The organism is Pantoea eucalypti (assembly GCF_009646115.1).
Taxonomy (GTDB): domain Bacteria; phylum Pseudomonadota; class Gammaproteobacteria; order Enterobacterales; family Enterobacteriaceae; genus Pantoea; species Pantoea eucalypti.
In genome coordinates this window covers 1,203,183-1,215,453 of the sequence record NZ_CP045720.1, presented here as the reverse complement: position 1 = coordinate 1,215,453, position 12,271 = coordinate 1,203,183, and the positions used below count along the sequence as shown (strand labels likewise).

17 protein-coding genes are annotated in these 12,271 nt (G+C 39.5%); 12 read left to right on the top strand and 5 right to left on the bottom strand.

The window, feature by feature from the left end:
* The first annotated feature begins 53 nt into the window (after positions 1-53).
* From EE896_RS05745 to EE896_RS05720, 6 genes are all read left to right on the top strand, one after another.
* On the top strand, positions 54-338 hold the full coding sequence (locus tag EE896_RS05745) for a hypothetical protein (RefSeq protein ID WP_153574542.1): 285 nt from the start codon (positions 54-56) through the stop codon (positions 336-338).
* Positions 339-1,396: 1,058 nt separating this feature from the next.
* A complete protein-coding gene (locus EE896_RS05740; RefSeq protein WP_337769753.1) occupies positions 1,397-1,675 on the top strand; it encodes a hypothetical protein in 279 nt (92 codons plus the stop codon).
* A gap of 76 nt (positions 1,676-1,751) precedes the next feature.
* Positions 1,752-2,993: a relaxase/mobilization nuclease domain-containing protein gene (locus EE896_RS05735; RefSeq protein ID WP_238343230.1), complete on the top strand. Its 1,242-nt coding sequence runs from the start codon at positions 1,752-1,754 to the stop codon at positions 2,991-2,993.
* A 192-nt stretch (positions 2,994-3,185) separates the two neighbouring features.
* Positions 3,186-3,857: a DUF4755 domain-containing protein gene (locus tag EE896_RS05730; RefSeq protein ID WP_140915486.1), complete on the top strand. Its 672-nt coding sequence runs from the start codon at positions 3,186-3,188 to the stop codon at positions 3,855-3,857.
* A gap of 28 nt (positions 3,858-3,885) precedes the next feature.
* On the top strand, positions 3,886-4,218 hold the full coding sequence (locus tag EE896_RS05725; protein WP_153574540.1) for a hypothetical protein: 333 nt from the start codon (positions 3,886-3,888) through the stop codon (positions 4,216-4,218).
* A 186-nt stretch (positions 4,219-4,404) separates the two neighbouring features.
* On the top strand, positions 4,405-4,731 hold the full coding sequence (locus tag EE896_RS05720; RefSeq protein WP_148235575.1) for a hypothetical protein: 327 nt from the start codon (positions 4,405-4,407) through the stop codon (positions 4,729-4,731).
* Here the strand turns inward: EE896_RS05720 and EE896_RS05715 are convergent.
* Positions 4,719-5,510 carry a DUF4225 domain-containing protein gene (locus EE896_RS05715; protein WP_137244913.1) on the bottom strand — a complete coding sequence of 264 codons (792 nt, stop codon included), beginning with the start codon at positions 5,508-5,510 and terminating at the stop codon, positions 4,719-4,721. The two genes, EE896_RS05720 and EE896_RS05715, sit on opposite strands and share 13 nt — an antisense overlap.
* 82 nt (positions 5,511-5,592) lie before the next feature.
* Here EE896_RS05715 and EE896_RS05710 point away from each other — a divergent pair, with 82 nt between their 5' ends.
* From EE896_RS05710 to EE896_RS05700, 3 genes are all read left to right on the top strand, one after another.
* A complete protein-coding gene (locus EE896_RS05710) occupies positions 5,593-6,075 on the top strand; it encodes an Hcp family type VI secretion system effector (protein WP_140915669.1) in 483 nt (160 codons plus the stop codon).
* 63 nt (positions 6,076-6,138) lie between these two features.
* On the top strand, positions 6,139-7,119 hold the full coding sequence (locus EE896_RS05705; RefSeq protein WP_153574539.1) for a toll/interleukin-1 receptor domain-containing protein: 981 nt from the start codon (positions 6,139-6,141) through the stop codon (positions 7,117-7,119).
* Between the two features lie 190 nt (positions 7,120-7,309).
* A complete protein-coding gene (locus EE896_RS05700; protein ID WP_153574538.1) occupies positions 7,310-8,038 on the top strand; it encodes a hypothetical protein in 729 nt (242 codons plus the stop codon).
* A gap of 45 nt (positions 8,039-8,083) precedes the next feature.
* Here the strand turns inward: EE896_RS05700 and EE896_RS05695 are convergent, their stop codons facing one another.
* Together EE896_RS05695 and EE896_RS05690 are read right to left on the bottom strand one after the other, a co-directional pair.
* Positions 8,084-8,503 carry a hypothetical protein gene (locus tag EE896_RS05695; protein WP_140915672.1) on the bottom strand — a complete coding sequence of 140 codons (420 nt, stop codon included), beginning with the start codon at positions 8,501-8,503 and terminating at the stop codon, positions 8,084-8,086.
* Between the two features lie 95 nt (positions 8,504-8,598).
* Positions 8,599-9,159 carry a hypothetical protein gene (locus EE896_RS05690; RefSeq protein ID WP_140915673.1) on the bottom strand — a complete coding sequence of 187 codons (561 nt, stop codon included), beginning with the start codon at positions 9,157-9,159 and terminating at the stop codon, positions 8,599-8,601.
* A gap of 41 nt (positions 9,160-9,200) precedes the next feature.
* Between EE896_RS05690 and EE896_RS05685 the strand changes: the two genes are divergently transcribed.
* Positions 9,201-9,419, top strand: a complete 219-nt coding sequence (locus EE896_RS05685; protein ID WP_050540853.1) for a hypothetical protein — start codon at positions 9,201-9,203, stop codon at positions 9,417-9,419.
* 233 nt (positions 9,420-9,652) lie between these two features.
* On the opposite strand, the gene EE896_RS05680 is transcribed toward EE896_RS05685, so the two are convergent.
* Positions 9,653-10,468 carry a hypothetical protein gene (locus EE896_RS05680; protein ID WP_008926504.1) on the bottom strand — a complete coding sequence of 272 codons (816 nt, stop codon included), beginning with the start codon at positions 10,466-10,468 and terminating at the stop codon, positions 9,653-9,655.
* A gap of 60 nt (positions 10,469-10,528) precedes the next feature.
* Between EE896_RS05680 and EE896_RS05675 the strand changes: the two genes are divergently transcribed.
* Positions 10,529-10,876: a hypothetical protein gene (locus EE896_RS05675; protein ID WP_008926505.1), complete on the top strand. Its 348-nt coding sequence runs from the start codon at positions 10,529-10,531 to the stop codon at positions 10,874-10,876.
* Position 10,877: 1 nt separating this feature from the next.
* Here the strand turns inward: EE896_RS05675 and EE896_RS05670 are convergent, their stop codons facing one another.
* The gene (locus EE896_RS05670) at positions 10,878-11,666 is read right to left on the bottom strand and encodes a DUF4225 domain-containing protein (RefSeq protein ID WP_008926506.1); all 789 of its coding nucleotides are present in this window, start codon (positions 11,664-11,666) and stop codon (positions 10,878-10,880) included.
* A gap of 82 nt (positions 11,667-11,748) precedes the next feature.
* Here EE896_RS05670 and EE896_RS05665 point away from each other — a divergent pair, with 82 nt between their 5' ends.
* Positions 11,749-12,231 carry an Hcp family type VI secretion system effector gene (locus EE896_RS05665; RefSeq protein WP_008926507.1) on the top strand — a complete coding sequence of 161 codons (483 nt, stop codon included), beginning with the start codon at positions 11,749-11,751 and terminating at the stop codon, positions 12,229-12,231.
* The last annotated feature ends 40 nt before the right edge of the window (positions 12,232-12,271 follow it).

Here is a 12,271-nt window from a genome sequence, read left to right as displayed (position 1 = left end):
TATTATGCTTATATGATTATAAGCACAACGCGGATTAATCAAAGGAAAGTTTAATGTCAAACATGAACCATTCGATGCAATCAAAAAAGACGAATCTAGAAGAAAATCGGCTGCATAGGATAAGAAAAAGGAATATAAAAGCCGTGACTGATTTAAAAATGCCACTGGCATGTACGATAGTTATTGTGTCGTGTTTAGTGATTTTTCGTTATGTGTACCTTTTCGAAATAAAAATAGCGGCAGTTTTCTGGTTTCTAATTTTACCAACGATTGTTGGATTAGCAATCTCTTATTTTGCCATTCCTAAAATGATTGATTTTTTTAAAGCCGTTAATTGATACAATCATTTACGTACCAGCCTCTATTTTAGCCGTATTTTATATATTAACCTCTGTGAAGAATATTAGCGAAAAATTAAAGATCGAAGCCGTTCAGCATTGGTATGTCTATGTTATATTGAGCGTAATCGCAGGAAGTACTATAATAAAATGTTCAATAGTTTTTTCAGAAAGCGTTAGTAAGTATCTTCTTTTGTGTGGAAAATCCGTTTCAAACAATTTAACTCCAAAATTGATTCTGCTTTGGAAGTACAAGACCAGAAGGCTTTATAAGAAAAAACGATAAACCCCAAAACTATTTTTTTGCCATTAAAGGTGATACGCCGATTACATAAGCAGGGAAGATTATAAATGATAAAATAAAAATATAGCTTAACACTTCATTTTGATCCACAAAGTAATATATCATTGATAACAGGAGAATGACAAAAGCTAAAAAACATAAATTAAACTTCATTCTTCTTTTGAAGCTTTTATCTACTCTAATACAGGATAATGTAATTTTCTTCATTTGGTCAGTCCTATTTTATTGATTGTTTATAACTTATCATCATTGAATAACTAGTCAATACACTAATTGTAGAGTTTAACAAGCAAGGGCTAACTCAGCGAAGCTGAGTAGCCTTGCTTTTTATGCCTTGCAGTTTAAAAAGGGTAGACCTGAAAGCTTCAGGCTTAAAAGAGCGGAATTAATTAACAATGTGTATTAGGCATTGAATTTTTTCATAATTATACCGATGCAGAACAATTCAAGAAAGGTCGAGAGGCCACCTTGCGGCAGCCTCTCCAGTTCCCCATATATGGGGCAAATTAATAGTTAACTATATAAATTCAAAAATATCATTGAGTCGATATCGTTGAAATTACAATTATGTTTTACATCATAATAAGAACTTGTCAATACCAAAAAATCAATTTGTTAAAGGGTGGCATAAAATAAAGTTAACTTTGGCATATATATATATTACCACACACCACATTGACACAAATTCTATATCATATATAAATAACCTAAGCATAAGGAAAATGCTTATCTATATATTAGAAAAGGAGCTTCTATGGATACCACCTATCAACCTCCCCTTGCAGAAAATCTACGTATTCATTGCGTCAGCGTCAGACTCAATAACTCAGAGCTAAATATTTTAGAGCAAGAACGTAAGCAACACGCTAAGGGCGAGTGGCTTCGCATGTGCCTTTTAAAAACTCAACCTCCTGTCGTTCCAGAGATCAACAGAGCGGCATGGAAAATATTTGGCGAGATAAATCACAGGCTCAATGAGATTGTTAACCACCTAAACGCAAAGCAGTCATGTAATCCTCTTACCAAGCCTTAACTGTTCGCCGTAAAGCGGCAAATTAGTGAGCTTCGTTCTCGCCTCCTTACCGCTGATCTATGGAGTATCCCCTCTAATGAAGGGCATGCAGAAGATCAAACGAGGTAAGAGCTTCGCAGGTGTTGTCCTATACGCATTGAAACCTGGAACGCACCATAAAACCGATCCGGTTGTTATCGGCGGGAACATGCTGGGCGCTTCAGCGCCTGAACTAATTACTGAGTTCGACGCCTCAGCTTCACTTCGTACAGACATACTGAAACCTGTATGGCACAACTCGCTTCGCCTGCCTATCGGTGAATCACTCACGACAAAACAATGGGTGTCATTTGCTGACGACTACATGAATCGCATGGGGTTCAGTGAGACGCACCTACGCTGCTATGTTATACATGACGACGAGGCCGGCCAGCATATTCATATCATTGCGAGCAGAGTGGATCTTATTGGAGGGAAGCTTTACCTGGGCAGGAATGAAAACCTTGCGAGTACCCGCATAATCCAGGAGCTTGAGCTAGCATATGACCTGACCAGAACCAAAGGCCCCTCTCCTTCACATAGCACTTCCTCTGTCACAGAGCGCAAGAAGCTGTCACGTGGCGAGCAACAGAAGGAGAAGCGTGAAGGTCAGCCAACGCCCAAGACGTTCTTACAGAACACTATCGAGGAGATCCTTAACAGTGCCAATGATATCTCGGGCTTCGTTGAAGCACTTGCTGACAACGGTATAGCGACTATACCCAACATTTCCTCCACGGGCCGCATGAATGGTTTCTCCTTTGAGTATACCGGAATAGCTTTCAAAGCTTCGCAACTGGGGAAGACATACTCGTGGGCCAATCTTCAAGAGAAGCTTCACTACGCACATGAACGCGACAACCCCCTGCTCGTTGCTTTGAAAGCTGCGGCTATGGGAGGTAACGAGACGAGTGATTCAAATATAGAAGCTAGTAAGGTAGCTATTACACCGTCATTACCAGCTGCTTTAGAATCCGAAGATACGCCTCCTCCTATGTATGAACATAGAGATAGAGCGTCAGAGATACCCGAAGCCCAAACTCCCCTCAGCATTACACTTATGGCATGGGAGCAAACCAGCAGTGCTGACTACTTCATGACTAGGGTGTTGAAGTGGCTACTGAGCATTCCTTACCTGGCTGCTTTCACAGACCTGCTCAAAAAGGCAGGTAAGACGTTTCTCCACCAAAAATCCTCATTTTCGACAATTCATACAGTCCTTTCAGCTGAGCCTGAGTTATCTGAGCCACCTCGCAGCAGCGAAATATTGACTGAACGCACAGCAGTCCCCTTTCGTTAACCTCCTGCCTCAACGCAATTTTTCAGCCTAAGTTCTTATTTGCACAAACAATTGATCGTTTTTACAGATCGATAATCTATATATGATAGTCAACACCTATCAAATGGAGATCATCGATCGGTACAAGTGATTTGCTTAACTTTTGAACTCGTTCAAAAATGCGTCGTAAAAGCAGTTACCAATCAGCTAGTTATGAGCGACTTTAAATTAAAGGTGCATAAAATGGATACAGCGGCTTTGAGCGGACAGAAAGTGCGTAAACCATCGTTCTTTCGTTCGATTAGGTTCTGGATTGTTGTGGTAGTGATTTTTTGGATTCTGACTGATTCAAATCCAAAAGACACTGCAGGGTTCCTGTTCATGTGGACACTACCTGCCTTCTTCTTACTCCTAACGGCATATGTGTCATACACGCATAAAAGGGCAAACGCCTCCACTATTTACCTGCTGAACGTTAATGACAACGGATTGTGGAGCCATGAGTTCCAGAACACCAAAATGACCATTGATACGAATCGTGAGTTGCTAACTCTCGAAGCAGGTAAGCGCAAGAAAGCTTACAAGTTTAGTGACGTTAAAGGCTGGCGATATCACCTTGCTAATGGTGGTGAGATCGTAGCTCTCGATATTATTGGTATGTTAGGGAGTAAAGGCCACAACAACCTTACCCGCCTTAAAAACTTCGAGAACTCAGGGTTCTTTATCCAGGTTAGAGACATTGAATGCCCGGAATGGCAGATCAAATTTCACCCACGCAAAGGCCGGTTCCACCATGAACGCGGGAATCGGGATACGGAAATGCAGTTAAAACGGTGTTGTGAAATTTTTGATCAGACACTCAACAAAACCACAGCAACACAATAATTATTAATATCAAATAAGGGATTAAGAAATGAATAAACTTTCAACAATTACAGTCCTGTCTTTAGCAGTTTTGCTTACCGGCTGCGACAGCGAGCCCTCGTCTTCTGAGATTAAAAAGGCTATGCAAGACAACATTGACCACACAAACCAGCAAGCCAGACAACGGTTCGGTGAGAACAGCAAAGACATGCTCACGACTCTGAACAAAGCTGAGAAGGTTTCCTGTAAGGAGTCAGAGGCAAAAGGTACATACCTATGCAAAGTGGATACTGATATTACACTACCACTCATGGGCGAGAAGCAAACCGTAGCTGAATTCAAATTTACTAAGAATGATGGAAACTGGAAAGTATCACCTTAATTGAATCCAATAATTAACAAGCTCAGTTTTCATCGGAATTTCAAAACACATATTTTATGCGCAAATGTTAACACCAGGGAACCATTTCTAAAAAACAGGGGCCTTTCAAAGGCCTGTCAGGTTTGTATGAGGCTTAAGTAATGAGTTACAATCAAACTATCGTAAGACAAATGAATGACGATCGTTATGAACAAAATGCAAATCGAAGAAATGCTTGTAAAAGAAGGGTTTACCCCAAAAGAAGTCTCTGTGATACGTCAGCATGCTGAGAAAGACGGTTATCCTTATCCTTGGCTCCTTTCACAGTTAAAGAAAAGATTCATAGTTGCAATGATATTAATAGCAATCCTTCTCGCAGGACTCATCTATACCATTCGCAGTGGTACACAAGAAAACCTTGTTTCGTATTCAATCACGCTTGTAGCAGGTTTCGTTATTTTATATATATTCGTACCTTTGAAACCTGCATTTAAAGCTTACAGATTCATGAAAAAGCATGGTCACTCTTTGTAAGTATCAGAAATTGATTTAATGGCTGAAGCGTCATTATAGACTTCTATGAATAGCTCTTTTCTGCTCATTTCCTTAATACCGCGAACGTAGTCGGTATTAAGAAAATAGTAGAGCCGCCAGGCCTCAGGTTTTTGTACCAGACGCACGATGCCATAGAGAGACAGTGCCAGGTCCATTGAACTGTATGCTAACTGCCCTACCCTCTGATCGAACCCTAAAAACTCAGCTGTTGCTACATAACCCTGTTTGAGTAATCCCACACTATCAGTTTTGCCATACACCAGGTTCTCAACAGACTCCTGAAACCCGTTGAGTCCATGCAGAACCAACATTCCGCCAAAGGCAGAACCTATGATTGTCCCTGACGCAAGGGAAGCACCGATCACTGATACACCGGCTATTACCTGCATGCCGCTCAGCACTACCCCAACACCATTGATCACATAGCCCCAAAAATCTCCATTCTTGACCAACTGCACCGAAGCATGAACCGCAGCTGTTCCTGCTCTGAGCATTCTGTCCTGAATCGTAAGGTACTCATTTTCCTTTTTGAGATTTTGGATGCACTCCTGACATTGATCATCAGTGGAGCCAGAACGGATGACGTTAAGCTGAGCGTTAACGAAAGCTTTAACGTTATCCTGGAACTGTAACCTATTAAATCCGTCTTTAAGGTAGATGTGAGAAAGGTGATTAGCATTGCTTAGCAGCTGATTTGCCTCAGCATGAGCCATGGTCAGAAAGTAATCCTTGAATCGATCTGGTTTCCAGTAGTCCATGACTGTGCCTTTATGTCATTATACGTATCGTTAAGTTTATTTAATCAGATTACCCTTCTCAGGGAAAGAAAAAGGACCAGCCATGAGTACAGATATCTTCTTAAAAATTGATGGAATTACAGGTGAATCACCGGACAGTAACCATAAGGGCTGGATTGCTATTGAATCTTTCACATGGGGCGCGAACCAGTTAGGGAACATGTCAGTTGGAGGCGGAGGTGGTGCTGGAAAAGTTCAGTACCGCGATCTCTCGGTTCAGGCCCTGATAGACAAAGCAACTCCAGCAATCATGCGCTATGTCTCTAACGGCAAGCATATTGGTAAGGTAGAGCTTTCGGTATGTAAGGCCGGAGGGAGTCAAATCGAGTATTGCCGCATTACTCTTGAAGACGTTCTCATCACAAATGTGATTTTTAATGGCACTACAAGTCGTGACCTGATTGGTATCTCATATCAGTTTCAAGCATCCAAAGTTAAAACACAGTATTGGGAACAATCAGCAAGCGGCGGCAAAGGTGCTGAAACACAGTCAGGCTGGGACATTAAAGGCAACAAAGAATTTTAAAGTCTCAATGATGTCGGCCGTTTAAGCATGACCTAAAATCTATGAATTTTTGTGGAGCCAATTATGACTAGCATATTTGTATCATATTCACATAAAGACGAACAATTCCGAGAAGAACTTGAAGTACATCTTGCTATGTTAAAAAGAGAAGGCTCTATTGACGTATGGCATGATAGACGAATTGTGGCTGGTTCAGAAATCAATTCAACCATAGACGTCGAGCTTGAGCGGTCTGAAGTAATTCTCTTATTAATAAGTCCTGACTTTCTAGCTTCCAGTTATTGCTTTGACATTGAAGTACAGCGAGCAATGCAACTTCGATCTGAAGGAAATTGCGAAGTGATACCTGTCATTTTGCGACCATGTGACTGGCAATCAGCTAATGCTCCATTTAGCAAACTCTTAGCGGTGCCAAGAGACGGTATTCCCGTATCAAAGTGGCCAGACAAGGATGATGCATTTTTAGATATTGTTAAACAATTGCGTAAAGCTTTAGAAGTTTTATCAGTTAAAACTAATTCGAAACCATCAAGGCGTGTTAATTCAACCGACATCTCATTGCCTCCTAACGCTCCCCATATTGACTTACCACGCTCTAGCAATTTAAGGTTAGCGAAAAAATTTACTGATGTTGATAAAGATAAATTTCTTGATGAAGCTATGAAATATTTTCAAAGATTCTTTGAGAAATCATTATTGGAACTAAAAGAGAGGAATGAAGGAATCGATACGCGTTTTATACCAATAAGCAATAATGCCTTTGGTTGCGTTATATATCGCGATGGTAAAAGCGTTGCTAAATGCGGCATTAGGTTAAACACAGGAAAGTATTTTAGTAAAGGCATCTCCTATACGAATGATGAAAGTGCTCCTGAAAACACAATGCAAGAATCGATTTCAGTAAATCATGATGAGCAATCTTTATTCCTAGTTCCTATGGGAATGAGTTATGGCGTTTCACAACGCAGTACTAAACTTAGTTTTAACGGTGCTAGTGAATATTTTTGGGAGATGTTGATTTCTCCGTTACAGCGAGAGCAATGAATTTGGTCTCCATTTTAATTCTCTAATAAACTTTATTCATACAATAGATAACAATAACCAGAATAACCTTGAAAATCAAATAATTAAAAAATTCATTACATCAACTAAGTAAATGAAACTTTTATTTGAAAAGTAGCACAACACCAAACTTAAAAAATTAAAGAGTATTGAATATGATGAAAGGAATATTATGAGCCACTACCGAGACGATTTCTCTGAAAAAGTCAAAAAAATACTACAAGAACGTGTTGCAAACAGGTGCTCTAACCCTAGTTGTCAGTGTCTAACTTCTGGTCCTAATTTTGATGAGGAAAAAGCTACTCGTATTGGAGTTGCAGCACACATAACTGCTGCGGCTTCTAATGGCCCAAGATATGACCCTGCGCTTTCAACTCAACAAAGAAAATCCATTTTTAATGGCATATGGCTATGTCAAAACTGTGCTAAATTAATAGACAGTGATGAGAAAAGCTATTCTGTAACTTTAATCAAAAGCTGGAAAAAAACCACTGAAAGTAAAATAAAGCTAGAGCTGGAAGGGGTTATCAAGGAAGACGACGATTCAGATTATGAAGGTTGGTACTGCGGGCACTGTAACACCTTTGTTTTAGAAGGCCAATTGGTTTGTACTGGTTGTAATGCTGAGGTAGCGTATGAAGCAACTAAGACTGAAGTCACAGCAGCTAGAACACAAGGGGGTGCTATTGGAACTTTTATAGGCGGAATATTAAATTTCGGAATACCTAACTTCTTAAATTCTCATTTTGGGCTTAATTTACCTAACGGCTGGGGGCTGGGTATATACTCCCTCTTAATTATTGCTGTGCTAGCGGCTGTGGGTGCATTTACTTTTGAAATAATTGAGAGGAAAAAGTTTTACAATAAACCTCCGAGATTCTTCCGACATAGGAGTATATAAAAATCTCTCAAATAAACGATTATGGTGTTAAATTAATTATAATCATCACAATCGTTTACCTCTTTTTTTTCTCCTCGAAATTAGCACTTGGTTTAGCAATATCGCTTTCTCATATTTAACTCGCTCCTCATGATAAATGCCCTCGGCCTCTTCTTGATTATCAATAACATAGTAGATTAAAGCCCGAAAGAAAAAAGTAATTTCATGCTCATAACCCAGTTCTACGATGACCCGGAGAGAACTCGATTTTAAAGCATTTGAGAGCATTGATATGATAGTGAAGCGATCTATCAACTCTGTTTTCGATTGAGGAAGATAATATTTTATGTAGTAGCCGACACAGAATAGCCACATATAGCGAATTATCTTGTCCTGTGCAAAACCTGATTTTTTTAATCTTTCAATGAACATCTGCAAAAGCAGAAGTAGCTTTTCTTCCTTTGAAAGAGCGTCTGTATTTTTCATAGATTGCGTCCTTGCAAAATTGATCAACCACCCCTTGGTTGTATATACAAGATAACATATAATTTAAATTGCGCAATATCTGCGCAACTAAATATTTAATCAGCATTGGTTTCCCTGTCTATTTTGGGCAACCCATTATTAAGTTGTTCAACACTCATTCCGTGATTTATAGCATTAAACTGCCATACAACAAACCTCTCTTCCAGACGCCTGAGCTCTTCTGCCAGTGTTTTATTTTTGAGTTCGAGATTACTTATGCGCTGTGAGGCGATTTTTAAATTAGCTGGCCGTTTTTCTAAATCATTACCAGACTTAATATTTTTCTTCTTATTATTTAAAGCTATGACAATATCTTTGTGAAGCCCCAGAGACTGACGGGTTGGTCGCTTACCAATCAGAGGTGACCTGCTCCCCGTTGATAAACACGCCGCGATGTTAGTAATGTCTTCATAAGCCACATGAGGACATCCCCATGAACGCGGGATCCGCGATAAGGAAATGCAGTTAAAGCAGTGGTGTGAAATTTTCGACCAGATCCTCAACAAATCCATAGCAAAATAATGAGCACCAAAATCATATAAGGAATTAAAAATGAATAGATTTTCAACAGTTGCAGCCCTGTCTTTAGCAGTTTTGCTTACCGGCTGCGACAGCAAACCCTCCTCTTCCGAAATCCAGAAAGCTATGCAGGACAACATTGAGCGCACAAACCAGACAGCGATTCGGTGAGAATAGCAAAGACATGCTCACGACTCTAAACCAAGCTGATAAGGTTTCCTGTAAGGAGTCAGAGGAAAAAGGGAAATACCTTTGCAAAGTGGATACTGATATAAAACTACCCATGATGGGCGAGAAGCAAACTGTAGCTGAATTTAAATTCATTAAAAACGATGGTAACTGGAAAGTGTCACCGTAACCTAACGCATCAATCTACAATAGAAATTCTTAGAAAAATCCCGAAGGAAAGCTATTTTATTCAATTGCAGCGCCAGAAAATATATCAAAAAGACAAATCATTCAGACCATTATCAGGATTGCTTGAGGGGTGAATAACATTCACTATTAATTTACACAAATTAATGAGTGAGCTTTTGCAACTCTACTTAACTGTGCGAGAAGGTATAAGAATTATATTTGCCCAAACCCTATCTAAGCATCATCATCATTTAAGTATGAATTAAGATTATCAGCAAAATCAATCAAGGTAGAACCTACCAGAAAATTACCTCTTTTAGGTCGATGTTCTTTGAATATACCAATAGCTTTTAAAGAAACTCCGCCGTCCAATTTATTAATTATCAACTGAGCAATCACGCTTCCACTCATACCTGCAAGCGAAGTAACGGTTTTATTAGTACTGGCATCCTCAAAACAGATGTTTTTTTCTTTTCCGCCAGCAATAAAATGGAAATAAATATCTTCGGTTTTTCTTTCATAAAAAAAGTTGTGAAAATTAATATTAAAAGGCGACAAGCCTTTCTCAGGGTGCATTTTATGTAACTTATTAACTTTTGATGGATATCCCATGATCACAAATGAAGATGTTTTCTCAAAAAAATCGTTGTTAACTTTAGTATCAAAAAGAACGCTATTTGGTATAGCCTTCATGATTTTTTCAGACATAGGAATAATAGCGTAATCTTGTTCATCATTAAAAAATACTTCCAGATGCTCGAACTTAAATTTATTTCCGTCAATCGATATGAACGACAATTCACTTTTTTGCATCTCTTTAATTACATGGGAAGCAGTAACAATACAAGGTATATGGTCACCTAATAGATATATAAAACCGCTTCCGATCAAAAAGGCCTCTTGTTTACGGTGAGGTTGAGTTATAAAAAAAGACACTAGTGAACTCTGCCATTCCAAAGCTAATTCAGTAGTCCTGCTCTCATCAATCCACGTTGGGGAATAGTGTATAATTGAAAAATGCGGATAAATTAATTTTGAGTCCTCTAACACTTTCATTTCCTTTTGAATGACAATATAATTTTTTCTGGTAAATTATTAGCAATGTGAGTTATGATCAATATAAATCTACAATTTGGTGATGATATGAACATTTTTGAAATTGAAGAAAAACTTGCTGAAAACGGTTTCAATGCGAAAGATATTGCGGCTTTAAGAATGCAAGCTGAAAAAAGTGGAACGACTTACCCGGCTTTACTTAAAGAGCTTAGCATACGTTTTATTGCTTCAATGGTCCTTGTAGCCATTCTTGCTATAGTCTGGATATACACGCTTATGTACAAGGATAGCCTCGCTGTTACCTCATACTCAATCACAATGCTAATCATAGCTCCTATTTTTTACATTTTCACACCCATGAAGTTAGGCTACAAATCATTCCGGTACACGAGAAAAAAGTGATTTATTTTTTATTATCGTAAATTGATTTCAGAGCCGAATAGTCATTATATATTTCCACTCCTAATTCAAAGCGGCTCATATCTTTGATACCCCTAACGAAGTCGGAGTTTACGTAGTAAAAAAGTCGAAATGTTTGAGGTTTTCTTATCAGCCTGAACATGCCATAGGCCGAAAGAGCAAGATCCATACTGCTGTAGGCAATTTCACCTGTTTTTTGATCAAAACCCAAGAACCTGGCTGCTCCAATGTAACCATCTTTCAAGAATCCCTGGGCGTCATTTTTTCCTGTAATAACATTCATTACACCTTCCTGAACGCCATTCACGCCATGAAGCGTGAGCATCGCACCAAAACCAACCCCTATTATATTTCCGGTTGCAGCTGAAGCGGCCATAACTCCAAACCCAGCCACCACCTGTAATCCACTCAGTACTACCCCCACACCATCGATAATATATCCCCAGATATCACCTTGCTGAACGAATTTTACTGAAGCATGCAATGCCGCCTGACCAGTACGAAGAAGTTGATCTTGTCTCATGAGATTACGATGTTCTTCTTTCAGGTTTTGAATGCATTGCTGGCATTCATCATCGCTGGCACCTGTTCGAATCGTATCAATCTGAGCATTAACGAAAATCTTCACTTCGTCCTGAAACTGAATCCTGTTGTAACCCTCAGACAGGTGAATCAAAGATAAGTGATTTGACGTACTAAGCAGCTGATTAGCTTCAGCATTAGCCATAGTCAGAAAGTAATCCTTGAATCGGTCTGGTTTCCAGTAGTCCATGACTGTGCCTTTATGTCATTATACGTATCGTTAAGTTTATTTAATCAGATTCCCTTACACAGGGAAAGCAAAAGGACCAGCTATGAGTACAGACATCTTCTTAAAAATCGATGGCATCACAGGCGAATCACTGGATAGTAACCATAAAGGCTGGATTGCTATTGAATCTTTCACCTGGGGTGCAAACCAACCAGGGAATATGTCTGCTGGAGGCGGTGGTGGCGCAGGAAAAGTTCAGTACCGGGACCTGTCGGTTCAGGCACTTATTGACAAAGCTACGCCAGCGATAATGCGCTACGTATCCAACGGCAAACATGTCGCCAAAGTTGAGCTTTCAGTATGTAAAGCCGGAGGCAGCCAGATTGAGTACTGTCGCATTACGCTTGAAGACGTCCTTATCACTAATGTGGTTTTCAATGGCACTACAAATCGTGACCTTATCGGAGTCTCATATCAGTTTCAGGCATCTAAAGTCAGAACACAGTATTGGGAACAGTCTGCGAGTGGCGGCAAAGGCGCTGAAACTCAGTCAGGGTGGGATATTAAAGGTAACAAAGAACTGTAATGTCTCAAGAACATTAGATGGTTTAACACGTTCCGAAGCT

Coding starts and splice junctions, on each gene's coding strand:
- EE896_RS05705 (WP_153574539.1), top strand. CDS start 6,139: ATGACTAGCATATTTGTATCATATTCACATAAAGACGAACAATTCCGA.
- EE896_RS05715 (WP_137244913.1), bottom strand. CDS start 5,510: ATGGACTACTGGAAACCAGATCGATTCAAGGATTACTTTCTGACCATG.
- EE896_RS05725 (WP_153574540.1), top strand. CDS start 3,886: ATGAATAAACTTTCAACAATTACAGTCCTGTCTTTAGCAGTTTTGCTT.
- EE896_RS05730 (WP_140915486.1), top strand. CDS start 3,186: ATGAGCGACTTTAAATTAAAGGTGCATAAAATGGATACAGCGGCTTTG.
- EE896_RS05745 (WP_153574542.1), top strand. CDS start 54: ATGTCAAACATGAACCATTCGATGCAATCAAAAAAGACGAATCTAGAA.
- EE896_RS05665 (WP_008926507.1), top strand. CDS start 11,749: ATGAGTACAGACATCTTCTTAAAAATCGATGGCATCACAGGCGAATCA.
- EE896_RS05670 (WP_008926506.1), bottom strand. CDS start 11,666: ATGGACTACTGGAAACCAGACCGATTCAAGGATTACTTTCTGACTATG.
- EE896_RS05720 (WP_148235575.1), top strand. CDS start 4,405: ATGAACAAAATGCAAATCGAAGAAATGCTTGTAAAAGAAGGGTTTACC.
- EE896_RS05700 (WP_153574538.1), top strand. CDS start 7,310: ATGAGCCACTACCGAGACGATTTCTCTGAAAAAGTCAAAAAAATACTA.
- EE896_RS05675 (WP_008926505.1), top strand. CDS start 10,529: ATGATCAATATAAATCTACAATTTGGTGATGATATGAACATTTTTGAA.
- EE896_RS05735 (WP_238343230.1), top strand. CDS start 1,752: ATGAAGGGCATGCAGAAGATCAAACGAGGTAAGAGCTTCGCAGGTGTT.
- EE896_RS05695 (WP_140915672.1), bottom strand. CDS start 8,503: ATGAAAAATACAGACGCTCTTTCAAAGGAAGAAAAGCTACTTCTGCTT.
- EE896_RS05740 (WP_337769753.1), top strand. CDS start 1,397: ATGGATACCACCTATCAACCTCCCCTTGCAGAAAATCTACGTATTCAT.
- EE896_RS05710 (WP_140915669.1), top strand. CDS start 5,593: ATGAGTACAGATATCTTCTTAAAAATTGATGGAATTACAGGTGAATCA.